This window comes from Actinomycetospora sp. CA-053990 (assembly GCF_050948445.1).
Taxonomy (GTDB): domain Bacteria; phylum Actinomycetota; class Actinomycetes; order Mycobacteriales; family Pseudonocardiaceae; genus Actinomycetospora; species Actinomycetospora callitridis.
Map to the genome: position 1 here is coordinate 1,276,310 of NZ_CP192043.1, position 22,846 is coordinate 1,299,155.

Sequence of the window (22,846 nt, forward strand, 5' to 3'; positions counted from 1 at the left end):
GCCAGACCTGGGATGATCAGCTCGGGTCCTCCCGCAGCACCGCCCGTTCGTCGTCGGTGAAGACGACGCGACCGGCGAGCACGTCCTCGAGCGTGATGCCCTCGGCGGGCTCGTCCCACCGCAGCGTGGTGTCGGCGAGCTGGAGCAGGGTGCCGCAGCCCGAGCGGGGCCGCACGAAGGCCTCGCGCCAGGCGGGGTGGCGGACGTCCACGTCGACGACCTCGTAGCCGTGGCCCTCGAGGCGGGCCACGGCCACCTCGACGTCGGCGACGATCAGCGTGATGTGGTGGACGCCCGGGCCCCGCTTCTCCAGGAACCGGGCGACCGGGGCGTCGTCGCGCAGCGGCGAGATGAGCTCGATCTTCATCCCGCCGGGCAGGACGAACTGCGCGACGCGGATGCCCTGGTGGTCGTTGTCGCCGCCGAACAGGAAGCGCCCGCCGAGGGTGTCGCCGAACAGGGCGGCGCCCTCGCGCGGGTCGGCGACGGCCACGGCGACGTGGTCCATCCGCAGGACGCCGGCGTCGGGCGGGAGGGCCGGCGTCGCCGGCGTCCCTGCGATCACGACCGCACCGCCACGGCCTCGGCCACGCGGGCGATGGTCTGCGCCGGTCCCTCGGCGTCCCCGGGTACGGCGCCGGGTGTCAGGGCGATCGGCAGGTCGACGCCGGCCTCCCGCAGGGCGGCGACCCGCGCGGCGACGTCGTCGCCGGTGCCGAGCGCGCACATCGCGCCCACGGCGTCGTCGTCGACCGCCCGCAGCGCCGCCTCCCGGTCGCCGGCCGCCCACGCGTCGGCGGCGCGGTCGAGACCGGAGAGGCTCGCGCGGAACGAGGGCCGGTGCGTCGGCACCATGGCGTACTGCAGCACGAAGCGGCGCATCCGCTCGCGCGCCTCGTCGACGCGGTCGCCCGCGTAGGCCCAGAACGACGCGGCGATGCCGACCTCGTCGGGGTCCCGGCCCGCCGCGCGCGCGCCCTCGCGGACCAGGGCGATCTTCGGTCCGTACTCGTCGGGCGGGGTCCAGGTCAGGAAGGCGACGTCGGCGATCGCGCCGGCGAGGCGCAGCATCCGCGGGTTCATCGCGGCGAGCACGATCGGCACGTCCACGGGACCCAGCCCCGCGCGGAAACCGTGCGAGCGCACGTGCTCGCCGTCGATGTCCGTGCGCTCGCCGCGGAAGATCGTGCGCATCGTCGCGACGTACTCCTCGATCCGGGCGCGAGGGGCGTCGAACCCCAGGCCGTGCCACTGCTCGACGATGATCGGGCTGGAGGCGCCCAGCCCGGCGAGCACCCGGCCGGGCGCGAGCGAGGCGAGCGTCGTGAAGCCCATGGCGGTGAGCACGGCGGTGCGGGGGTAGACGCCGACGATCCCGCTGCCGAGCCGGATGCGGGACGTGGACGCGGCGATCATCCCGAGCATGGAGAACACCTCGGGCCCGGCCACCTCGCCGACGAGGACGTCGGTGTAGCCGTGCTCCTCGGCCAGGCGCGCGAGCTCGAGGTACTGGCCGGCGGTGAGGCCCTCGTCGACCGGCAGGGTGACGCCGAGCCCGCGCAGCACGGTCACGGGACACGCACCATGCGCCCGACCGCGGCCGTGTCGTACCAGGTGGAGAGGCGCGCGATCCGCGTCCCGTCGTCGGTGAGGTCGAAGACGTCCACGGCGTCGAACTCCACGGGGTCGCCCGCCGGGGTCCGGCCGCTGAAGTGGATCTCGACGAGGACGACGGTGCCGGCGACGACCACGCGGGTCGGTTCGTCGTGGTGCACCGGGAGCGCGGCGAGGACCTTCGGGAAGTGGTCGGCGATCTCCTCGCGCCCGTGCCGGGTCGGGGCGCCGACGCTGACCAGCTCCGCGTCGGGGGCGAAGACGTCGCGGATCGTCGCCCAGTCCTCGTCGTTGACCGCGGCGAAGTAGCGCTCGACCGCCGACGGCGTCACGGGGCGAGCCTCTTGCGCAGCTCGGACATCGCGCCGAACGACCAGCGCGCCAGGCTCGGGTCGCCGAACGCGGTGATGTTCCACATGACGAGGTGGCGCAGGCCCTTCTCCACGTACTCCTCGACCTGGTCGGCGACCTCGTCGGGCGTACCGCAGAACGCGTAGTGGCGCACCACGGCCGGCGGGATCGCGTCGATGATCCGCAGGGACTCGGCGCGGTCGATGGCCGTGGGGATGAAGTCGTGGAAGCCGCTGCCGTCCGGGTAGGGGCCCTCGACCCCCAGGTCGCGGAACACCTGCGCGGGCAGCAGCACGCACAGCGCCCGGACCAGCGGGGCCTCGGTGAGCCGCTGCACGGTCTCGGCGTCGGGACCCATGAGGACGTAGCCGAGCATCCCCGGCGTGATCGCGTCGGCGTCGCGCCCGGCCTCGTCGGCGGACGTGCGGATCGTGCCCAGGGCGCTGCCATACTCGTCCGGCGAGAGCTTGGTGGGCAGCCAGCCGTCCGCCTTGCGCCCGGTGAGGCGCAGCATCCGCGGGCCGTGGGCGGCCGTCCAGATCTCCGGGGGCGTCTCGCCGCACGGGCGCAGGCCGAGGACGGCCTTGTCGAGACGGTGGAACCGGCCCTCGAAGTCGACCGGGCCGTCGGCGTCCATGAGCAGGCGCATGACGTCGATGCCCTCGTCGAGGCGGGCGACGGGCTTGTCGAACGGCATCCCGTACGGCGTCGCGTTGAGCTGCTCGCCGCTGCCGAGGCCGATGATCGCGCGGCCCTTCGTGACGTGGTCCAGCGTCAGCGCGGTCTGGGCGGCCATCGCGGGGTGGCGGCGGATGAGGTCGGTGACGCACACGCCGACCCTGATCCGCTCGGTCGCCGCCCCGACCACACCCATCATCACCGCGGGGTCGAAGTAGACGTGCGGGTTGGGCTGGAGGTCCGCGAGCGGCGTGAGGTCCGGCGTCCACATGGTGTCGGGGTGCCAGCCCATGAGGTGGTCGGGCCACCAGACGGCGTCGAAGCCCTCGTCCTCGCTGCGCTTCGCGAACTTCACCGCCGCCTCGGCCGGCGGCATGATCTGCCCGGGAACGCCCAGTTCGAGCGCCATCAGTAGCGCCACCCGTCACCGAAGGTCGACAGGCGCCTCCCGAGGTACTCCTCGACGACGGTGACGGCGGCCCGCGCCGCGCGGTCGGTGCCGATGCCGCGGCTGCGGAACGTCTCGCCGGCGAACCACAGGCCCTCGGTCCCCGGCGGGCGCCAATGCGGTCGGTACATGCCCACGAGCCCGGGCTTCTGGATCACGCCGAAGCTCGGCTCGAAGACGAGGTGCCTGCGGCGCCAGACGGACTTGGCGAACCCCGGCCACATCTCGGTGACGTCGGCCTCGAACTGCTCCATCTGCTGCCGCAGCCAGGCGCGGTCACGGCCCTTCTCCCCGGGGAAGATGCCGCCCATGACGTGGAGCTGCGTGCCCTCCGGCGAGCACGAGGGGTCCATCGCGGTCTGGTTGAACATGAAGCCGCTGAGCGCCGTGTTCGGTGTGCGCAGCCACGTCGAGAGCTCGCGCGGGTCGTACTGGTGGACGGGCTCCTCGGTGGCCAGGTAGAGCCCGAGCCACGAGATGCGGAACTGGTCCTGGGCCAGGAACTTGATCTGCGCGGCGTACCAGTCGGGGAGGTCGCCCTCGTCGACGACGTTCAGGACGTGCCACACGGGCAGCGTGCAGATCACGTGGTCGGCCTCGAGGATCTCCTCCTCGAAGAACTCGTTGGGCAGCACGCGCGGCTGCCGGGCGATCGCGACGCCCTTCACCTGGCGGTCCTCGATGACGACGCGCTCGACGGGGGTGGACAGCCGGAGGTCGCCGCCGGCGGCCCGGAAGGCGTCGGCGAGGTCGGCCCACATGCCGTCCCAGCCCTGGCCGGGCCAGCAGGAGTAGGCGGCGGTGCCGCGTTCGGCGAAGTGCATCTTGCGGACGAAGAGGTTGTCGCTGGCGGAGTGGTCCCACCAGTTGTCGGTCATGCACTCGAGGACGGTGATGAACTCGAAGAGGTCGACGACGCCCTGGTCGTCGGTGTGCTGGTGCAGCCACTGGCGCAGCGGGCGGTCGTCCCACCGGTCGAGCTCGTCCCACTCGGTGTTCAGCAGCGCCTTGATGACCTTCTTGAGCTCGCCCTTGCTGCCCGAGTAGCGGTCCCGGATCGAGCCCCAGCGGTTGTTCTCGTGGTCCCAGACGGGCATCTCGGCGGAGACCTCGCCGTGCTGCAGCGTCTTGCCGACGTGCTCGAAGACCTTCGTCAGCCCGGAGCCCGGGTCCTCGATGAGGTGGCCGCCGACGTTGACGGTGAACCCCTCGTCGGGCACCGCCATGCCCCGCCCGCCCAGGTACGGCGAGCGCTCGAGCAGGCACACGCTCTTGCCCTCGACCGCGAGCAGCGACGCCGCCGTCAGCCCCGCCGCGCCGGCTCCGATGACCACGACGTCGTACTTCGCCACGAGGGCCTCCCGTCTACCAAACGACCGTTCGAGAGCGTGGCAAGGGCGCGGGGTCGGGGTCAAGCGGCATGATGCCCCGGTGGCGACCACTCCCAAGTTCGGCTGGCTCTCCCCGGTGATCGGGAACAGGTGGAGCGACCACCGACCCATCGCCGCGGACCAGGACACCGCGATCCTCCCGACGGCCCTTCCGCACTTCGACTCGCTGTGGATCGCCGACCACTTCTGGGGCTTCGACCAGAAGTCCGACCCGTTCCTCGAGGCGTGGACGACGCTGACGTGGCTCGCAGCGCGCCACGAGGGCGTCGAGCTCTGCCACCACGTGCTGGGCGTCGGCTACCGCCACCCGCCGCTGCTGGCGAAGATGGCGGCGACCCTGCAGTACCTCAGCGGCGGGCGCTTCGTGCTGGGCATCGGAGCCGGCTGGCGCGAGCCCGAGTACGAGGCCTACGGCTACGACTTCCCCCGGCCCGCGGTGCGCTTCGCGCAGCTCGAGGAGGCGATCACGATCTGCCGGCGGATGTGGACCGAGATCGACCCGTCCTTCGAGGGCCGGCACTACCGCATCGAGGGCGCCGCGGCCCCGCCGCTGACCGACCCGCCGCCGCGCGTCTGCGTCGGCGCCGCCGGCGAGCAGATCGGGCTGCCCCTGGCCGGGCGGCTCGCCGACATGTGGAACGGCCCGTTCAAGGGGGAGCCCGAGGACTTCGTCCGCCGCTACGACATCGTGCGGCGCGCGGCCGAGGGCGCCGGCCGCGACCCGGATGCGATCGAGGTGTCGGTGACGCTCGAGCGCGCGCTGCCCGAGAGCGACGCGGATTCCGCCCGGCTCGTGGACGAGCTCGCGGCGAAGGTCGAGGTGGGCGTCGACCACTTCGTCATGGACTTCGGCAACCCGGCCTCCACGGAGCCCGTGCTGCGCTTCGCCGAGCAGGTGATCGCGCCCCTGCGGGGGTGATCTCCTGCAGGATCGCCTCGTGCCCGTGATCACGAGCACCTCATCGCCGCTCGCTGGGCCGGCGAGGTCGATGACGCGCCCGTGATCTTCGCGCGAGAGATTCACGCTCGGCGCAGGGAACCGGCGGGTCGCCGCGGCCCTCCAACCAGGCATGGACCTCTCGACACCCTTCCGCGGCAGCGCGGCCGTCCGAGCCGGGGTGACCACCTGGCGACGGCTCGACGGACCCACCTTCGATCGCTTGGGCTACGACACGTACGTCGCCGCTGGCACAGTGCTCGATCTCCGGGGACGGGCGACGGCAGCGGCGCTCGGCGTGCCCGGCTCCGTCGTCGGCGGTCATGCGGCCGCCGACATCCTCGGCGCGGACTGCGCACCGCGGAACGCGATCATCGAGCTCGTCGTGGGACGTCGCCGTGTGCGGCCCCGCAACGGCGTGCGACTCCGGCAGGACGTCCTCACCGAGGAGGAGGTCACCTTGTTCGACGGCGTCACGGTGACCTCGCCGCTGCGCACCATGTTCGACCTCGCGTGCACGCTCGACCACGACGAGGCTGTCGTCGCCGTCGATGCGCTCGCGCACCGGTATCGCCTCGATCCCGCGCAGCTGCTCGTCTACCCGGCCGCCCGGGACAACCCGCGCGGTGGCCGGAGGATCGCCGCCGTCGTCGCGGATGCCGACGCCCGGGCGGAGTCGCGGCCGGAGACCCTCGCCCGGCTCCTCATGCGCCGCGCCGGGCTGACCCCGACTCCGCAGCTCGAGGTGTACGACGCGTGGGGCGTCTTCGTCGGTCGCCTGGACTTCGCGTGGGAGGACTGCAAGCTCGGCGGCGAGTACCAGGGCGACCACCACCGCATCGACCGCGATCAGTGGCTCCGCGACGCCTCTCGCACCGCCGACTTCGCGTCGTGCGGCTGGTCGATCCTCCCGATCACGTCGGACGACGTCTTCCGCCGGCCGGCCGAGTTCGTCCGGCGCACCTGGGCCGCCGTCGACGCCCGTCGACGCGAGCTCGCGGCACGCTCACGCTGATCACGGGCGCGTCATCCACCCTCGCGTGCGGCACCGCGTGGATGAGGTGCTCGTGATCTCCGGAGCGTGGCGCGGGCCTTCCACCCGATGGAGATCACGGGCGCGCTCTGCACCCTCGCCTGCCGAACTGCGTGCATGAGGTGCCCGTGATCTCGGCTGCCGCGGAGCACCTCGGACCACCGCGATCGCCCTTGACCCGGAGGGGTGTGATGCTAGTCTCTCGACGCGTACCAAACGATCGGTAGATAGCGCGACATCGACGTCTGCGCAGGTCGGGGGACCCATGACGGCCACACTCGAACCGCCGGACATCCTCTCGGCGGAGTTCGCCCGCGACCCGTACGCGGCGTACCGGCTGCTGCGCGACGAGTTCCCGCTCGTGTGGCACGACGCGATGCAGACGTACGTGATCAGCCGCTACGACGACGTGCAGCGGGCGTTCAAGGAGCCCGTGTTCACGAGCGAGAACTACGCCTGGCAGCTCGAGCCGGTGCACGGGCGCACGATCCTGCAGATGGAGGGCCGCGAGCACTCCATGCACCGCGCGCTGGTGGCGCCGGCGTTCCGGGGGAAGGCGCTGCAGGAGCAGTTCGGGCCGACGATCCGGCGCAACTCCCGCGAGCTCGTGGACGCGTTCCGCGCCGACGGGCAGGTCGACCTCGTCGACGCGTTCGCGACCCGCTTCCCGATCAACGTCATCGTGGACATGCTCGGGCTCCCGCGCAGCGACCACGCCCGCTTCCACGCCTGGTACACGTCGATCATGGGGTTCCTCGGGAACCTGGCCGGCGACGAGGCCGTGGCCGCGGAGGGCCTGCGGACGAAGGACGAGTTCGAGCAGTACATGATCCCGGCGATCCGGGAGCGCCGGGCGAACCCCGGCGACGATCTCCTGAGCACACTCTGCGCCGCCGAGATCGACGGCGAGTCGATGACCGACGAGGAGATCAAGGCGTTCTGCAGCCTGCTGCTGACCGCCGGCGGCGAGACCACCGACAAGGCCGTCACCAGCCTGATGGCCAACCTCGTCGCCCACCCCGAGCAGCTCGAGGCGGTGCGCAACGACCGCTCCCTGATCCCCGCCGCGTTCGCCGAGACGCTGCGCTGGTCGCCGCCGGTGCACATGATCATGCGCCAGCCCGCGGAGGACGTGGAGCTCTCGGGCGGGATCGTCGAGGCGGGCCGCACGGTCACGTGCCTCATCGGCGCGGCCAACCGCGACGACCGCCGCTTCGACCGGCCCGAGGTGTTCGACGTCCTGCGCGCCGACCTCGACGGGTCGCGCGCGTTCTCCGCCGCCGCCGACCACCTCGCCTTCTGCCTCGGACGGCACTTCTGCGTCGGGGCCCTGCTGTCGCTGTTCGAGATCGAGGTCGGGGTCAACGACCTCCTCGACGCCATGACCGACATCCGCTTCGCCGACGGCGCCCCGCCGCCGGAGTCCGGGGTGTTCACCCGCGCCCCGAGCAGCCTGCACCTCCAGTTCACGCCCGCAGCGGAGGAACGACCATGACCGCACGCCCCCACATCGAGAACCTCCTCGGCAAGGCCTCCTGGGGCTACGACGAGGCCGACCCCGACCTCATCGCGTCCTGCTTCACCGAGGACGCCCGTATGAGCCTGCGCATCGGGCGCGACGGCGACCTGGTCGGCCCGTTCGAGGGCCGGGCGGCGATCCGCGCGCTGCACGCCGACTCGATGGCCGCCCAGACCGACCAGCGCCGGCACAACCTGTCGAACCTCTGGTTCGAGAAGGACACCGACGACGAGGCCATCGCGGTCACGAACCTGACGCTGCTCTCGATCGAGAACGGCGCGATCCGCGTGCTGTCCAGCGGCTGGTACCGCGACCAGCTCGTCCACCGGGACGGTGCCTGGTTCATCGCGGACCGGTACGTCTACCTCGACCTCCCCTACTGACCATGGTCAACATCGGCCGCATCCCCGAGAAGTGGGCGGCGCTGACCCCGGGCGGCGACGCCGTCGTCGACACCACCACCGAGCGCCGCACCACCTGGGCGGAGCTCGACGAGCGCGTCCGCCGCCTCGCCAACGGCCTGCGCGGGTCCCGGCCCGACGGCCTGGCGCTGCAGCGCGGCGACCGCGTGGCCGTGCTCGCCAAGAACTCGACCGAGTTCCAGGAGATCTACTACGCGGCCGGGCGCGCGGGCCTCGTCGTCCAGCCGCTGAACTGGCGTCTCGGGGTGGGCGAGCTGTCCCGCATCGTCGCCGACGGGGCGCCGCGCGCGATCGTCGTCGCGGGGGAGTGGGCCGACGTCGGGCGCGAGCTCGCGACGCAGGTGGACGTCGAGCACTGGCTGTCGTACGGGCCGGGCGGCGACGGGTCGTACGAGGACCTGCTGGCCGCGTCGTCGGACGACGAGCCGACCGACTCGGCGACCGTCGGGGACGACGACCCGTTCTTCATCCTCTACACCGGCGGCACCACCGGGGCCTCGAAGGGCGCGCTGCACACCCACCGCAGCGCGTCGTTCGGGATGCTCAACCAGACCGTGGCCGAGCGCATCGTGCCGACCGACGTCTACATGCTGACCGGGCAGATGTACCACATCCCCGTGGTGCTCTCGATGAACTACATGCGCCACGGCTGCCCGCTGGTGCTCATGAACTTCGAGGCCAAGCGGTCCCTGGAGATCATCGAGGCCGAGCGCGTCTCGGCGTTCCTCGGCATCACCACGATGCTCAACTGGATGATGGCCGTGCCCGGCTTCTCGGGCTACGACATCGCGAGCCTGCGCAACATCCAGTACGGCGGTGGGCCGATGCCGTCGGCGGTGGTCAAGAACGCACTGCAGGCCTTCCCGTGCACCCTGATCCAGGGCTATGGGCAGACCGAGGGCACGACGATGTGCTTCCTCTCCCAGGAGGACCACCACGCTGCGGTCAACGGCGTCCACCCCGAGCGGCTGCAGTCGTGCGGGCGCGAGGGGTTCGTGACGTCGGTGCGGGTCGTCGACGTCGACGGCCGCCCGGTGCCGACGGACGGGGCCACGGTCGGACAGATCGTCGTGCGCTCCGAGGCCAACATGGCGGGCTACTGGAACCGCCCCGACCTCACCGCCGACACCCTGCGCGACGGCTGGATGTGGACCGGCGACCTCGCCACCTGGGACCCCGACCGCTACGTGTTCATCGTCGACCGCGCCAAGGACATGATCATCTCGGGCGGCGAGAACATCTACTCGGTGCAGGTCGAGGAGGCCGTCAACCACCACCCCGCGGTCCTGGAGTGCGCGGTCATCGGGGTCCCGGACGAGGAGTGGGGCGAGAGCGTCAAGGCGTTCGTCGTGCTCAAGCCGGGCACGAGCGCGACGGAGTCCGACATCGTCGAGACCGCCCGGGCGCACCTCGCGTCGTACCAGAAGCCGCGCTCGGTGGAGTTCGTCCCCGAGCTGCCCAAGGCGCCCACCGGCAAGATCCTCAAGCGCGACCTGCGCGCCCCGTTCTGGGGCGAGCGCGGGCGCTCGGTCTGACACAGGAGCACCGCATGACCGGACGCATGGAGGGCAAGGTCGTCCTCGTCACCGGGGCCGCGCGTGGCCAGGGTCGCGCGCACGCGGTCCGGCTCGCGCAGGAGGGCGCCGACATCATCGCCGTCGACCTCTGCGCGGGGATCGACACCGTCGTCGGCAAGTACCCGCCGGCGACGCGCGAGGACCTCGACCAGACCGTCGTCGAGGTCGAGAAGCTCGACCGCCGGGTGGTCGCGAGGGTGGCCGACGTCCGCGACCAGGCGGCGCTGGACGAGGCGGTGGCCGCGGGCGTCGCGGAGCTCGGGCGGCTCGACGGCGTCGTCGCCAACGCGGGCATCGCGAGCTACGGGCGTGCGTGGGAGCTCGACGAGGCGACGTGGCAGGACATGCTCGACGTCAACCTCACCGGCGTCTGGCACACCGCCAAGGCCGCGATCCCGCAGCTCATCGAGGGTGATCGCGGCGGGGCGATGGTGTTCACCAGCTCGATCGGCGGCTTCAAGGGCATCCAGCAGGTCGGCCACTACGTCTCGGCCAAGCACGGGATCGTCGGGCTGATGCGCAACCTCGCCAACGAGCTCGCGCCCTACCGCGTCCGCGTCAACACCGTGCACCCGACGAACGTCGACACGCACATGATCCAGAACCCGGGGACGTGGGGGATGTTCGCGCCGGGCGACCCGGAGCCCACGCAGGACAAGGCGATCGCCGGGTTCACGTCGCTGAACGCCCTCGAGATCCCATGGATCGAGTCCGTGGACGTCGCGAACGCCGTGCTGTTCCTGCTGTCCGACGAGGCCCGCTACATCACCGGCGCGACGCTGCCCGTCGACGCCGGCGCGGCGATCAAGTGAGCGCCCCCGACGAGTGGAGTGACCAGTGAAGACACGAGGAGCCCTACTCTGGGAGCCCGGGACCCGGTCGGGGTGGAGCGTCGAGGAGATCGAGCTCGACCCGCCGAAGGCCCACGAGGCGCTGATCAAGCTGGCGGCGTCGGGCGTCTGCCATTCCGACGACCACCTCGACACCGGTGACATCCCGCTGCCGTGGTCGCCGGTGCTCGGCGGGCACGAGGGCGCCGGGATCGTCGAGGAGATCGGCCCGGGCGTCACGGCGGTGCAGCCCGGCGACCATGTCGTCCTGTCGTTCCTCCCCTCGTGCGGCCGGTGCCGGATGTGCGTGCAGGGCAAGTCGAACCTGTGCGAGCTCGGGGCCGGGGTGCTCGCCGGCGTGGCGCCCGACGGCACGCACCGGGTGCACGCCCGCGGGCAGGGCGTGGGGTGCATGTCCTACCTCGGGACGTTCGCGCCCTACGTCGTCGCCCCGCTCGACGCGGTCATCACGATCCCGGAGGAGATGCCGTTGGACAAGGCGGCGCTCATCGGGTGCGGGGTGCCGACGGGCTGGGGCTCGTCGGTGTACGCCGCCGAGATCGAGCTCGGCGACACGGTCGTGGTGGTCGGCACCGGCGGCGTCGGGATGAACGCGCTGCAGGGCGCGCGGCACAAGGGCGCCCGCCACGTCGTCGCCGTCGACCCGGCGCCGTTCAAGCGGGAGAAGGCCGTGGAGTTCGGCGCCACCCACGTCGCGAAGGACTACGAGGAGGCCGGGCAGATCGTCGAGGGCCTGACGAACGGCCAGGGCGCCGACCGCGTGATCATCACCGTCGGCGTGGTCACCGGTGACCTGATGAACCCTGCGCAGGAGATGACGCGGCGCGGCGGGACGATGGTGCTCACCGGCGCGGCCCCCGTGCTGCAGCGCGACGTGCCGTTCGACCTGTTCACCTTCGCCATGTCCGGCAAGCGGCTGCAGGGCTCGCTCTACGGCACGACCACGAGCCGCACCGATGTGCCGCTGCTCGCCGACCTCTACCTGCGCGGGGAGCTCAAGCTCGACGAGCTCATCACCCGCACCTACACGCTCGACGACATCAACCAGGCCTTCCGCGACATGCACGACGGCAAGAACGTGCGCGGCGTGATCATCTACGACTGACGGGGGCACCGATGCCGAACGCCGACGACCGCGCCGAGATCGTCCAGGCGACGTACCTCTACGCGCGCGGGCTGGACCGCTTCGACCCCAAGGAGGCGCTGTCGGCCTACACCGACGACGCGGTGTGGGACGCGACGGGCGTGGGGCTGGAGCGCTACGAGGGCCGCGATCAGGTCCTCGCGTTCTTCGAGCGCGACGCCGGGTCGATGTCCGAGCAGTTCCACATCATGACCAACCACGTCGTCGAGTTCGACGACGACGACCACGCGCACGGCACCAACTACGTGCTCGCCGAGGGGCGCACGACGGGCGGGGCGTCGATCAGGGCGGCGGCCCTGAACGTCGACACCTACCGGCGCACGGCGGACGGCTGGAAGATCGCCAGCCGCGTGATCTCGCCGTTGACGGCCCCGCAGATGGAGGGGTTCGGGGCATGAGCCGCGACGCCACGGAGGTCGTGCGGCGCTACCTCGACGCGGTGGGCGCCCTGGACCTCGAAGCGCTCGCGGAGACGTTCGCCGGCGACGTCGTCATGGATCTGCCCTACGCCCCGCCGGGGTTCCCGCGGCGGGTCGAGGGCAAGGACGACGTGACGGCGTTCTTCGCCGGCCTGCCCGCGATGATCACGCCGCTGCGCTTCCACGACTACCGGCTCGACGCGCTGGCCGACGACCCGGGCTCGGTCGTCGCGCAGTACGCCAGCGACGCGCGCATCCTCACCACCGACAAGCCCTACCGGAACTCCTACATCGCGAGGTTCCAGGTGCGCGGCGGAGTGATCACCTGGTTCGCCGAGCACTTCGACCCGATCACGCTGGTCGAGGCCCTCGGCGGCTCCGTCACGATGCCGGGGCAGGAGGTGCCGGCGTGAGGGTGCGGCGCACCCTGTCCGACCTGCTCGACGACGCGGCGGAGCGGTCGCCGACGCGCGAGGTCGTCTTCCCGACCGAGCGGGCGACCTGGCCCGCGGTCCGGGAGGCCGCCCGGTCGTGGGCGGCCGGGCTGCACGCCCGTGGGGTGCGCCGCGGCGACCGGGTGCTGATCGTGCTGCCCGGCGGGCTGGACGCCGTGGTGGGCACGGTGGCGGCGGCGATGCTCGGCGCGGTACCGACGCCGGTCAACCACCGCGGCACCGCCGACGAGGTGGCGTGGCTGCGCGACGACGCGGACCCCACCGTGGTGGTGGCGTCCCCGAGCTCCTCGGGCTCGCCGGCGGGGGCGCCGTGACGCCCGCCGAGCTGGCGGGGGACCCGGCCGACGCGCCCGCCGTGGACGTCGCCCCGGACGACCCGATGATCCTGCTCTACACCTCGGGGACGACGTCGCGCCCGCGCGGCTGCGTCCACACGCACGCCGCCTACGCCGCGCTCGGGGAGAACCTCGTCGAGCGGCTGCGCCTGACACCCGACGACAGGTTCTGGACCCCGCTGCCGCTGCACCACTGCGGTGGGATCGACCTGCTCATGGGCTCGCTCGCGGCGGCCTGCACGCTCGTCCACGTCGGTGCGTTCGCCCCGGACGTCGCGTGGCGGCAGCTCGTCGACGAGCGCGCCACCGTCGCGTTCCCCGCGTTCGACACGATCTGGCTGCCGGTGCTCCACCACCCGGAGTTCGCGCCGTCGGCCGTGCCGGACCTGCGCACGGTGATCAACGTCGGGCCCGCCGAGCGGATGGCCGCGATGCAGGCGAGGCTGCCGACCGCGGTGCAGATCTCGTGCCTGGGCGGGACGGAGTCGGCCGGGTTCTGCTGTGTGGGCTCGGTGGACGACCCGCCCGAGGCGCGGGCGGGCACGAGCGGGGTGCCGTTGACCGGGATGGAGGCGACGGTCCGCGACCCCGAGAGCGGCCGGGAGTGCGCGCCGGACGAGGTCGGCGAGTTCCTGCACCGCGGCGTCTCGCGGATGGCCTACTACCACGGGGATCCCGGGACCACGGCCGAGCGCATCGACGCCGACGGCTGGTTCCACACCGGCGACCTCGTGCGCCGCGACGCCGCGGGCCGCTTCACGTTCGTGAGCCGGCTCAAGGACATGCTCAAGGTCGGCGGCGAGAACGTCGCGGCGGCCGAGGTGGAGGGCCGCCTCGCCGAGCACCCCGCGGTCGGGGTGGTGGCCGTGGTCGCCGCCCCGGATGCGCGCCTGGGCGAGGTCGCCGCCGCCTTCGTCGAGCTGGCGCCGGCGTTCCGGGACGCGGACCGCGAGGTCCTCGGTCGCGAGCTCGTCGACCACTGCCTGGAGGCACTCGCGACGTACAAGGCACCGCGCTACGTCGAGTTCGTCGACACCTGGCCCATGTCCGGCACGAAGATCCAGAAGGGGGCGCTGCGCGAGAGGATCGCGGCCGACCTCACCGACCGCGGGATCACCGAGGCGCCGCGCCTGTCGCGTCGTCACCTGACGGCGGGGTGAGCCGCACGGCGGGGCGAGCTGCTCCGGGCAACCTAACGACCGTATGGTGGTCGGGCGCACCGGGGCGTCGTCGTGAGCGTCTCGACCAGGGAGCAGACCATGGCACAGGACCGCCGCCCGGCGGGGCGCAGCGAGCGCCGGGCCGCCGGGGAGCGCAAGCCCCGCGAGGAACGCTGGGCGCAGCTGCTCGAGGTGGCCACCCAGGTGTTCTACGAGAAGGGCTACGACGGCGCGTCGCTGCAGGACATCGCCGACCGCCTCGGGATGCTCAAGGGCAGCCTCTACTACTACATACAGTCGAAAGAGGACCTGCTCTTCGAGGTGATCAGCGAGGTGCACCGGGAGGGCTACGCCGTGGTGCGCGCCGCGGCCGCCTCCGAGGGCGACCCCCTCGACCGCCTCGAGCGCACCATCCGCGCCCACGTCGAGCACGCCTGCCGCAACCTCGTGCCGACGGCGGTGTTCCTGCACGAGCTCGAGGCGCTCCCGACCGCGCGGCGCGAGGAGATCCTCGGCAGCGGCCACGCCTACCAGGGCGTCTTCCGCGACCTCGTCGCCGAGGCGCAGAGCGAGGGCCTCGCGCGGCCGGACGTCGACCCCCGGGTGGCCGGGCTGTCCATCCTCGGCTCGACGAACTGGGTCTACCGCTGGTTCCGGGCGGACGGCCCGTCGACCCCCGAGGAGATCGCCGCGCAGCTCGCGGCCATGGCGGTGCACGGCGTCGCCACCGCCGACGCCCTCGTCGCGCGCGGCGCGGCCGTCGGGGCCTGACGGGGGTTCGCCTCCTGGACGCAGCGAACGCGCTGTTCGCTGCTTCTACGCGCGCGAACTCCCCGTTGATCACCCGGATTCCGGCGCCGACATCCCCACCAGCGCGCTCCCGGCCGTGACGCGGTCGCCCGGCGCGACGTGCACGGCGTCCACGCGGGTCGCCCGGGACGCCCGCACCGGGAGCTCCATCTTCATCGCCTCCAGCACGACGAGCACCGCGCCGGCGTCGACGTCGTCGCCCGGCGCGACGACGACCTCGACGACCGTCGCGTCCATCGGCGCCACCGGGTCGCCCGCCGGCGTCGACCCCGCGACGGGACCGCTCCGCTCCGGACGGGGTGCCACCGCGGCGGCGGCTCCCGTCGCGCCCGCGCGGTGGCGGGGGACGCGCAGCGCCAGCGCGCCGCGGTCGGTGGCGAGGTGGACGGCGCGGGCGGTGGCGGGCTCCGCGGTGGGCGCGGGCGTCGGTCGGGCCGTGGCCTCCGGCGCCCAGTCCCGCTCGACGCTGCCGGTGTCGTGCGCCATCGCGGCGTGGTCGGGGCGGTCGAGCACCGCGCGCAGGTAGGGCGCGGTGGTGGGCACGCCGGTGAGGACGAGGTCGTCGAGCGCGGCGGCCAGGCGCGCGCACGCGGTCGCGCGGTCCGGGCCCCAGGCGTGCACCTTGCCGAGCAGCGAGTCGTACGCCCCGGGCACCGCGTCCCCGGCCTCGACGCCCAGGTCGCAGCGCACCCAGGGTCCGGACGGCAGCGTCAGCGCGGTGATCCGTCCCGGGGCCGGGCGGAAGCCCTCCCACGGGTCCTCGGCGGCGATCCGGGCCTGGACCGCGTGGCCCCGCACCACGACCGCACCCCCGAGCACCTCGTCGAGCGTCTCCCCGTCCGCGATCCGGAGCTGGGCGACCACGAGGTCGACGCCCGTGACCATCTCGGTGACCCCGTGCTCGACCTGCAGCCGGGTGTTCATCTCGAGGAACGCCGGGGCGCCGGTGTCGCGGTCGACCAGGAACTCCACGGTGCCCGCGCCGCGGTAGCCGACGGCTGTCGCGAGGCGCCGGGAGGCCTCGTGCAGCTCGGTGCGCACGTCGTCGGGCAGGTCGGGGGCCGGGGCCTCCTCGAGCAGCTTCTGGTGGCGGCGCTGCACGGTGCAGTCGCGGTCGCCGAGGACGGCGACGGCGCCGTGGTGGTCGGCGAGGATCTGCACCTCGACGTGGCGCGCGCGGGCGACGTGACGCTCGAGGAACACCTCCCCCCGCCCGAACGCGGCGGCTGCCTCGCGCCCCGCGGCGGCCAGGGCACCGGGCAGCTCGTCGGGGCCCGCGACGACCCGCATCCCGCGACCCCCGCCCCGTGCGCGGCCTTGACCAGCAGCGGGAAGCCGATCCGAGCGGCGGCGTCCCCCGCCTCGCCGGCGCCGACCGCCTCCTCCGTGCCGTCCAGCACGGGCACCGCGCACTCCCGGGCGAGCGCCCGCGCGCGCACCTTGTCGCCCATCGCCGCCACGACCTCGGCGGGCGGGCCGACGAACACCAGGCCGGCGTCGGTCACCGCTCGCGCGAACCCCGCGTCCTCGGCGAGCAGGCCGTAGCCCGGGTGCACGGCCCGCGCACCGTGGGCGAGCGCCGCGCCGACCACGGCGTCGACGTCGAGGTAGGACGCGACGCGCACCACGGTGTCCGCGACCCGGGTGGGCAGCGCGCCCGCGTCGACGTCGGTGTGCACCACGATCGAGCGCAGCCCCAGCTCACGGCAGGCCCGCACGATGCGCACGGCGACCTCACCGCGGTTGGCGACGAGGACCGGGCCGGGCCCCGCACGGTCCATGAGCGACCTCCACTGGTGCGCCATCTACCAAACGACCGGATGGTAGATTACGGTCGCCGGGAGAGCCACGTCACGCGGGGAGGAACGGTGCCAGTCGCCAACGGCCAGGGGCCGGTGCCGCCCGGCCAGACCCCCGCGCACCAGCCCCCCGCGCAGGACGCGACGGCACCCGGGACGGCACGGTCCGGCATGACGGAGGCGCTGGACGAGCTGGCCCGCCGGCGGGAGGCCGCCGAGGCGATGGGCGGTGAGCAGGCGCTCGCCCGCCACCGGGCCTCGGGGCGGATGCCGGTGCGCGAGCGGGTCGCCGCGCTCGTCGACCCCGGCACCTGGTTCGAGATCGGCGCGCTGGCCGAGCCGGAGATCCGCCGCGAGAAGCCGGTGCCCGGCGACGCCGTGGTCACCGGGTTCGGCACGCTCGACGGGCGCCGCGTCGGCGTCATCGGGATCGACGCCACCGCCGTCGCCGGCACCACGGCGCCGATCAGCATGCGCAAGCAGGGCCGGCTCATCGAGCACGCCCAGCACGGCGGCTTCCCGCTCGTGCTGCTCTGCGACGCCGACGGCGGACGGATGCCCGACGTCATGGGCTGGCGGTTCTCGGGTCTCCCGCTCGACTTCACCAGCTTCCTCGGCGCCACCGACGGCAGCCCCGCGGTGCCCCGGGCGGCGGCCGTCCTCGGCCCGTCCTACGGCGACTCGGCGCTGCACGCCGCCACCGCCCACTACGTCGTCATGACCCGCGGGTCGTCCGTGGCGCTGTCCGGTCCGTCGGTGGTCGAGCCCGCGATCGGCGAGCGCGTCACCGACGACGAGCTCGGCGGGCCCGAGGCCGCGACGGCCGCCGGCAACGCCCACCTCGTCGTCGACACCGAGGCCGACGCGCTCGACGCCCTCGGCGCGTTCCTGTCCTACCTCCCTCGAACGCCGCGCTCCCGGCGCCGGCGTCGGAGCCGGTGGCGCCGGCCCGCGACCCGGCCGAGCTCGCCGACGTCGTCCCCACCGGAGCCCGCGCGGGCTACGACATGCGCGAGGTGCTCGCCGCCGTCGCCGACGCGGAGTCCGTGCTGCCCTGGGCCGACGGGTGGGGGCCGAGCCTGCTGTGCGCGCTGGCCCGCATCGAGGGCCGGCCGGTGGGCATCGTCGCCAACCAGCCGCTCGTGCGCGCCGGCGCGCTCGACCTGGACTCGCTGGCCAAGGAGCACGACTTCGTCGACCTGTGCGACACGTTCGGGCTGCCGCTGGTGTTCCTGCACGACGTCCCGGGGCTGATGATCGGCAGCCAGGCCGAGCGCTCCGGGATCCTGCACGCCTACGAGCGCACGGTCTCGCGCATCGCGCGGGCGTCGGTGCCGCGGGTCGGTGTCGTGCTGCGCAAGGCCTACGGCGGCGGGCACTTCGCCATGGGCGGGCGCCCGACCGGGCCCGACTTCCTCTACGCCTGGCCCACGGCCGAGATGGGCTTCATGGCGCCCGACACCGGCATCCGCACCGTGCACCGCCGTGCCCTCGACAGGCTCCTGGCCGACGAGGGCCCGGACGCCCGTGACGCGCGGGCGGCCGAGCTCACCGCCGAGTGGGTCGCCGAGTCCGAGCCGTGGGAGGCCGCGGCGCACCTGTCGCTGGACGACGTCATCGCGCCGGCCGCCACGCGACACGTGATCGCCACGAGCATCGAGATCGCCTGGGGGGAGCGGCCGCACCGGGTGGGCCACCGGGGAGGTGCGTCGTGACGGACGACACCGAGATCACCGTCAAGGCCGACGGCCCGGTCGCGGTGATCCACCTCGACCGGCCGGAGAAGCACAACGCGCTCACCGAGGCGTTCTGGCCCCAGATGCGCGAGGCCCTCGCCCGCCTCGAGGGGGACGGCACGACGCGTGCGGTGGTGCTCACCGGGTCCGGCGACAAGGCGTTCTCCGCCGGCGGCGACATCGCCGGCTTCGGCGACCTCGACGGCGCGGCGGCCAAGCGCGCGTTCCAGGCCGACTGCCTCCGGACGTTCGCGGCGGTGGAGGAGTGCGCGCTGCCCGTCGTCGCCGCCGTCAACGGTTACGCGTTCGGCGGCGGCTGCGAGCTCGCACTGGCCTGCGACCTGGTGCTCGCCTCCGACCGTGCGAGCTTCGCGATGCCCGAGAGCGCGATCGGACTCGTGCCCGGCTTCGGGGTGCTGCGCGGGCCCGCGGTGATGGGCCGGCACTGGACGAAGTGGATGGTGCTCGCCGGCGAGCGTGTCGACGCCGCGCAGGCCGAGCGCATCGGGCTGGTGCAGCGGGTGGTGCCCCACGACACGCTGCTCGACGAGGCCGTCGCGCTCGGCGAGCGCATCGCCCGCGCCGCGCCGCTGGCCGTGCGCGTCGGCAAGCAGATGATCAACCGGGGGGTCGACCGCGGGGAGACGGGCTACTCGCTCGAGGCGGTGACGATGCTGCAGGAGACCGCCGACACCGCCGAGGGCATCGCCGCCTTCACCGAGAAGCGGCCGCCGCGGTTCGAGGGACGTTGATGGATCCTTTCGTCGCGCTCATGCGCCGCTACGTCGTCGACTACACGAACTCCCACGACCTCGCCGTCTGTGACGAGATCATGGAGCCGGACTACGTCCTGCGCATGGGACCGCACGTCGTCGCCGGCCGGGACGAGGCCTACAAGCCCGCGACGCGCAAGCAGCTCGAGCAGTTCCCCGGCCTCGGGCTCACGGTCCACGAGGTGGTGAGCAACGGCGAGCGCCTCGCCCTGCGCTTCTCCGAGCACGGCGCCTCGGTGCGCCACGGCGGGGCCGTCGCGGTGTGGGGCGGGATCGGGCTGTACGCCTGGAACGGGCGGCGGCTGACCGCGAACCGCGTCGAGCAGGACTACCTCGCCCGGCGCCGCCAGCTCGCCGACGGCCTGCCCGACACGGTGCCCCCGCCCGCCCCGGCGCCCTGGGACACCGCGGCCCGCGAGCCCGACGCCGGCACCGAGCGCGCCGCGCGGGCATGGGCGGAGCAGGGGATGCCCACGCTCGGGGACGTCGTCGTGGACGACGGCAGGCACCCCGCGACGCTCGTGGAGCCCGACGCCGTGGTGGTCGACGACCTGTTCAGCGCCGGCGACCGGGCCGCGGTCCACGTGACGATCTCGGGGGCGTTCCGCGGCGGCCTCGACGGCGCCGACGAGCACGTCGGTGAGCCCGCGACGCTCCACGCCGCGGCGGTGGTCGCCGTCGCCGACGGACGGGTCGTCGCCGGTCACGTCGTCCGCGACCGCCTCGGGCTCCTGCGCGTCCTCACCCCGCGGGGCCGCGCGGTGACCCGCGTCGGGCTCTACCTCGACCTGCGCATCCCGCCCGGGGCGACGGGCGCCGACGTCTACCGACGCACGCTCGACCGCGTCGCCGACGCCGAGCGCCGCGGGCTCGAGGCCGCGTGGGTCACCGAGCACCACGGGTTCGCCGACGGCTACCTCCCCGCGCCGCTGACCGCCGCCGCCGCGATCGCCGCGCGCACGCACACCCTGCGGATCGGCACCGGCGTGGTGATCGCGCCGATGCTCCCCCTCGAGACCCTCGCCGAGCAGGCGGCGGTGGTCGACCTCGTCTCCGGCGGCCGGCTCGAGCTCGGCGTCGGGGCGGGCTGGCGGGCCGAGGAGTTCGCGCGGGTCGGCGCCGACCACGGCGCCCGCTACGCGACGCTCGAGGACCACCTGCGCCGCCTGCCCGGACTGTGGGCCGACGGCACCGTGACCCCGGCGCCCGTGCAGGATCCGCTGCCGACGTGGGTCGGCGCGCGCGGTCCCCGCGGGGCCCGGCTGGCGGGACGGGTCGGCGCCGGGCTGCTCTGGCTCGACCCGGCCCTGGTCGCCCCGTATGCAGAGGGCTCGCCGCCGGCGGGTGGCCGCGGGAGCAGGGCCGGCTCGGCGGCCTGGTGAACGTCCTGCTCGCCGACGACCCGGACGCCGCGAAAGCGGAGGTCCGCGCCGCCGCCCGCCGCAACCGGGAGTCGTACCAGGGCAACGACGACGCGGCCCCGAAGCCCGGCGACACCACGTTCCCGAGGTTGCGGGTCCTGACCGGCGAGGACGCCGTCGCCGCGGTCCGCGATCAGCTCGCCGCGCTCGAGGGCTTCCCGGTCACCGACGTCTTCTGCTTCGCCGACCTCGGCGGGCTGCCGGCCGAGGTCGTCGACCGCCACCTCGAGCTGGTCACCGACGTGCTGCGCCCGGGGCTCTCCGACGTCGGCGCCGCGTCGCCCGTCCCGGTGGGAGGCACCTCGTGAACGACCTGCCCGACGACCTCCTGACCCCCGAGGCCGTGGCCGATCCCGACGGGGCCGCCGCGGTGCTGCGCGCCCACGACCCCGTCCACTGGAGCCCGACCCACCGCGCGTGGCTCGTCACGCGCTTCGACGACGTCGTCGCGGCGTTCAAGAACCCGGCGCTCTCGTCGGACCGGGTCCGCCCGCTCATGTCGGCCCGGGACAAGCCGTCGGGCGACGCGTCCCAGAAGATGCTCGGGCTGATCAGCGAGTGGATGGTCGTCACCGATCCGCCCGCCCACACGCGGCTGCGGCGCCTCGCCGGGGCGGCCTTCAAGCAGCAGCAGATCGCGGCGATGGAGGAGCGCATCCAGACGCTGGTCGACGACCTCGTCGACACCTTCCTCGCCGAGGGAGGGACCGACCTCGTGGCGGGCGTCGCCTACCCGCTGCCCGCGATCGTGATCGCCGAGATGCTCGGCGCCCCGCCCGAGGACCGCGACAGGTTCCGCTCCTGGTCCGACGAGCTCGCCCTCGTCGCGTTCGGTGCCGGCGGCGACGCGCGCCCGGACCGTCACGAGCGGGCGCTGCGCGGGCTGGAGGAGATGGCCGAGTACTTCCGCGCCCTCGTCGCGCACCGCCGCCGCGCGCCGGGCGGCGACATGCTCTCGGCGATGATCAGCGGGGACGATCCGTCCGACGGCTCGGGCCTCTCCGACGACGAGCTGGTCGGCATGTGCGCGCTGCTGCTGTTCGCCGGGCACGAGACCACCACCAACGCCATCGCCAACGCCGTCCGCCTGCTCACCGCCGACCCGGCGCTGCGCGACCGCGTGCGGGACGACCCGGCCCTCGTCGCCCCGGCGGTCGAGGAGGCGCTGCGGCTCGTGGGGCCGATCAAGGTGCTCGTCCGCTGGGTGATCGAGGACCACGAGCTGCGCGGGCGCACCATCCGGGCGGGCGAGCGCGTCTACCTCGTGCTCTGCGGGGCCAACCGGGACCCCGAGCGCTTCGCCGACCCCGACACCGTCGACCTCGCGCGCTCCCGCGCCACCCACATCGCCTTCGGGCGCGGCGTGCACGCCTGCATCGGCGCCCAGCTCGCCCGCATCGAGACCCGGATCGCGGTCGGCACGTTGCTGCGCCGCCTGCCGGGCCTGCGGGTCGAGGGCGAGCCGGAGTACCTGCCGACGATCGCCTCGCGGGCCCAGACGTCGCTGCCGGTGGTGCACGACGGCGTCACGGCGGGCCGGCCGTGAGACCCCGGGTCACGACGCTCTTCGAGCTGGTCGACGAATCGGCGGCGGCCGACCCCGACGCCGAGGCGCTGGTGTTCGCCGACGGCGAGCGCCTGACCGTCGGCGCGCTCGCGGAGCGCTCGGTACGGCACGCCGCCGCGCTGCTCGGGCTCGGCCTGACGGCGGGCGACCGGGTGGCCCTGCTGCTGCCCGCGTCGGCCGACCTCGTCGCCCTGCTGCTCGCCGTGACGCGCGTCGGGGCGGTGGCCGTGCCGGTCAACGCCCGCTACCGGCCCGACGAGGTCCGCCACGTCGTCGTGCACTCCGGCGCCGCGCTCCTGGTGACGGCGGCGCCTGTCCGGGATGGGCCCGCGCCGGGCGCCCCGACCTCGCCGACCTCGCCCGCCGTGCGGTCGACGCCGGGCCCACGCCGGAGCTGAACGCTGTG

At 73.8% G+C, this 22,846-nt stretch carries 23 protein-coding genes and 2 pseudogenes; 18 read left to right on the forward strand and 7 right to left on the reverse strand.

Annotation, left to right across the window (positions count from 1 at the left end; genetic code table 11):
- Positions 1 to 16 precede the first annotated feature (16 nt).
- The 5 genes from ACQPYN_RS06615 to ACQPYN_RS06635 are packed head-to-tail and all read right to left on the reverse strand — an operon-like array spanning position 17 to position 4,443.
- Positions 17 to 565 (reverse strand): VOC family protein, encoded by a 549-nt coding sequence (locus ACQPYN_RS06615; RefSeq protein ID WP_433034843.1) that lies wholly within the window; start codon positions 563 to 565, stop codon positions 17 to 19.
- Complete coding sequence (locus ACQPYN_RS06620; RefSeq protein ID WP_433034846.1) at positions 562 to 1,572, reverse strand: LLM class flavin-dependent oxidoreductase; 1,011 nt, start codon at positions 1,570 to 1,572, stop codon at positions 562 to 564. The genes ACQPYN_RS06615 and ACQPYN_RS06620 overlap by 4 nt, the downstream gene beginning before the upstream one ends.
- On the reverse strand, positions 1,569 to 1,946 hold the full coding sequence (locus ACQPYN_RS06625) for a nuclear transport factor 2 family protein (RefSeq protein ID WP_433034849.1): 378 nt from the start codon (positions 1,944 to 1,946) through the stop codon (positions 1,569 to 1,571). Before ACQPYN_RS06625 ends, ACQPYN_RS06620 begins: the two co-directional genes overlap by 4 nt.
- A complete protein-coding gene (locus ACQPYN_RS06630; RefSeq protein ID WP_433034852.1) occupies positions 1,943 to 3,052 on the reverse strand; it encodes an LLM class flavin-dependent oxidoreductase in 1,110 nt (369 codons plus the stop codon). The genes ACQPYN_RS06625 and ACQPYN_RS06630 overlap by 4 nt, the downstream gene beginning before the upstream one ends.
- Positions 3,052 to 4,443, reverse strand: a complete 1,392-nt coding sequence (locus ACQPYN_RS06635; protein ID WP_433034855.1) for a phytoene desaturase family protein — start codon at positions 4,441 to 4,443, stop codon at positions 3,052 to 3,054. The genes ACQPYN_RS06630 and ACQPYN_RS06635 overlap by 1 nt, the downstream gene beginning before the upstream one ends.
- 79 nt (positions 4,444 to 4,522) lie before the next feature.
- Here ACQPYN_RS06635 and ACQPYN_RS06640 point away from each other — a divergent pair, with 79 nt between their 5' ends.
- From ACQPYN_RS06640 to ACQPYN_RS06695, 12 genes are all read left to right on the forward strand, one after another.
- Complete coding sequence (locus ACQPYN_RS06640; RefSeq protein WP_433034858.1) at positions 4,523 to 5,401, forward strand: LLM class flavin-dependent oxidoreductase; 879 nt, start codon at positions 4,523 to 4,525, stop codon at positions 5,399 to 5,401.
- A gap of 241 nt (positions 5,402 to 5,642) precedes the next feature.
- Complete coding sequence (locus ACQPYN_RS06645; RefSeq protein ID WP_433034861.1) at positions 5,643 to 6,434, forward strand: endonuclease domain-containing protein; 792 nt, start codon at positions 5,643 to 5,645, stop codon at positions 6,432 to 6,434.
- Positions 6,435 to 6,717: 283 nt separating this feature from the next.
- Positions 6,718 to 7,947, forward strand: a complete 1,230-nt coding sequence (locus tag ACQPYN_RS06650; protein ID WP_433034864.1) for a cytochrome P450 — start codon at positions 6,718 to 6,720, stop codon at positions 7,945 to 7,947.
- Positions 7,944 to 8,354 carry a nuclear transport factor 2 family protein gene (locus ACQPYN_RS06655; protein ID WP_274191180.1) on the forward strand — a complete coding sequence of 137 codons (411 nt, stop codon included), beginning with the start codon at positions 7,944 to 7,946 and terminating at the stop codon, positions 8,352 to 8,354. The genes ACQPYN_RS06650 and ACQPYN_RS06655 overlap by 4 nt, the downstream gene beginning before the upstream one ends.
- 2 nt (positions 8,355 to 8,356) lie before the next feature.
- Positions 8,357 to 9,928 (forward strand): AMP-binding protein, encoded by a 1,572-nt coding sequence (locus ACQPYN_RS06660; RefSeq protein WP_433034868.1) that lies wholly within the window; start codon positions 8,357 to 8,359, stop codon positions 9,926 to 9,928.
- Between the two features lie 14 nt (positions 9,929 to 9,942).
- On the forward strand, positions 9,943 to 10,782 hold the full coding sequence (locus tag ACQPYN_RS06665) for a mycofactocin-coupled SDR family oxidoreductase (protein ID WP_433034871.1): 840 nt from the start codon (positions 9,943 to 9,945) through the stop codon (positions 10,780 to 10,782).
- Between the two features lie 25 nt (positions 10,783 to 10,807).
- Positions 10,808 to 11,926 (forward strand): NDMA-dependent alcohol dehydrogenase, encoded by a 1,119-nt coding sequence (locus ACQPYN_RS06670; protein ID WP_433034874.1) that lies wholly within the window; start codon positions 10,808 to 10,810, stop codon positions 11,924 to 11,926.
- A gap of 11 nt (positions 11,927 to 11,937) precedes the next feature.
- The gene (locus ACQPYN_RS06675) at positions 11,938 to 12,363 is read left to right on the forward strand and encodes a nuclear transport factor 2 family protein (protein ID WP_433034877.1); all 426 of its coding nucleotides are present in this window, start codon (positions 11,938 to 11,940) and stop codon (positions 12,361 to 12,363) included.
- Positions 12,360 to 12,797 carry a nuclear transport factor 2 family protein gene (locus ACQPYN_RS06680; protein ID WP_433034880.1) on the forward strand — a complete coding sequence of 146 codons (438 nt, stop codon included), beginning with the start codon at positions 12,360 to 12,362 and terminating at the stop codon, positions 12,795 to 12,797. The genes ACQPYN_RS06675 and ACQPYN_RS06680 overlap by 4 nt, the downstream gene beginning before the upstream one ends.
- On the forward strand, positions 12,794 to 13,153 hold the full coding sequence (locus tag ACQPYN_RS06685) for an AMP-binding protein (protein WP_433034883.1): 360 nt from the start codon (positions 12,794 to 12,796) through the stop codon (positions 13,151 to 13,153). Before ACQPYN_RS06680 ends, ACQPYN_RS06685 begins: the two co-directional genes overlap by 4 nt.
- On the forward strand, positions 13,075 to 14,334 hold the full coding sequence (locus tag ACQPYN_RS06690; protein ID WP_433034886.1) for a class I adenylate-forming enzyme family protein: 1,260 nt from the start codon (positions 13,075 to 13,077) through the stop codon (positions 14,332 to 14,334). The genes ACQPYN_RS06685 and ACQPYN_RS06690 overlap by 79 nt, the downstream gene beginning before the upstream one ends.
- A 99-nt stretch (positions 14,335 to 14,433) precedes the next feature.
- Positions 14,434 to 15,105 carry a TetR/AcrR family transcriptional regulator gene (locus ACQPYN_RS06695; protein WP_433034889.1) on the forward strand — a complete coding sequence of 224 codons (672 nt, stop codon included), beginning with the start codon at positions 14,434 to 14,436 and terminating at the stop codon, positions 15,103 to 15,105.
- Between the two features lie 69 nt (positions 15,106 to 15,174).
- Here ACQPYN_RS06695 and ACQPYN_RS06700 read toward each other — a convergent pair whose 3' ends face one another.
- Positions 15,175 to 16,029 (reverse strand): biotin/lipoyl-containing protein, encoded by an 855-nt coding sequence (locus ACQPYN_RS06700; RefSeq protein ID WP_433038759.1) that lies wholly within the window; start codon positions 16,027 to 16,029, stop codon positions 15,175 to 15,177.
- A pseudogene (locus ACQPYN_RS06705) lies at positions 16,024 to 16,949 on the reverse strand (biotin carboxylase N-terminal domain-containing protein); the annotation flags it as partial. The pseudogene ACQPYN_RS06705 and the gene ACQPYN_RS06700, both read right to left, overlap by 6 nt.
- A 261-nt stretch (positions 16,950 to 17,210) precedes the next feature.
- Between ACQPYN_RS06705 and ACQPYN_RS06710 the strand changes: the two are divergent.
- From ACQPYN_RS06710 to ACQPYN_RS06735, 6 genes and pseudogenes are all read left to right on the forward strand, one after another.
- A pseudogene (locus ACQPYN_RS06710) lies at positions 17,211 to 18,658 on the forward strand (acyl-CoA carboxylase subunit beta).
- Positions 18,655 to 19,431 (forward strand): enoyl-CoA hydratase/isomerase family protein, encoded by a 777-nt coding sequence (locus ACQPYN_RS06715; protein WP_433034892.1) that lies wholly within the window; start codon positions 18,655 to 18,657, stop codon positions 19,429 to 19,431. Before ACQPYN_RS06710 ends, ACQPYN_RS06715 begins: the two are co-directional and overlap by 4 nt.
- The gene (locus ACQPYN_RS06720) at positions 19,431 to 20,834 is read left to right on the forward strand and encodes an LLM class flavin-dependent oxidoreductase (RefSeq protein WP_433034895.1); all 1,404 of its coding nucleotides are present in this window, start codon (positions 19,431 to 19,433) and stop codon (positions 20,832 to 20,834) included. The genes ACQPYN_RS06715 and ACQPYN_RS06720 overlap by 1 nt, the downstream gene beginning before the upstream one ends.
- Positions 20,831 to 21,181, forward strand: a complete 351-nt coding sequence (locus tag ACQPYN_RS06725) for a hypothetical protein (protein ID WP_433034898.1) — start codon at positions 20,831 to 20,833, stop codon at positions 21,179 to 21,181. Before ACQPYN_RS06720 ends, ACQPYN_RS06725 begins: the two co-directional genes overlap by 4 nt.
- The gene (locus ACQPYN_RS06730) at positions 21,178 to 22,419 is read left to right on the forward strand and encodes a cytochrome P450 (protein ID WP_433034901.1); all 1,242 of its coding nucleotides are present in this window, start codon (positions 21,178 to 21,180) and stop codon (positions 22,417 to 22,419) included. The genes ACQPYN_RS06725 and ACQPYN_RS06730 overlap by 4 nt, the downstream gene beginning before the upstream one ends.
- Positions 22,416 to 22,838 carry an AMP-binding protein gene (locus tag ACQPYN_RS06735; protein ID WP_433034904.1) on the forward strand — a complete coding sequence of 141 codons (423 nt, stop codon included), beginning with the start codon at positions 22,416 to 22,418 and terminating at the stop codon, positions 22,836 to 22,838. Before ACQPYN_RS06730 ends, ACQPYN_RS06735 begins: the two co-directional genes overlap by 4 nt.
- The last annotated feature ends 8 nt before the right edge of the window (positions 22,839 to 22,846 follow it).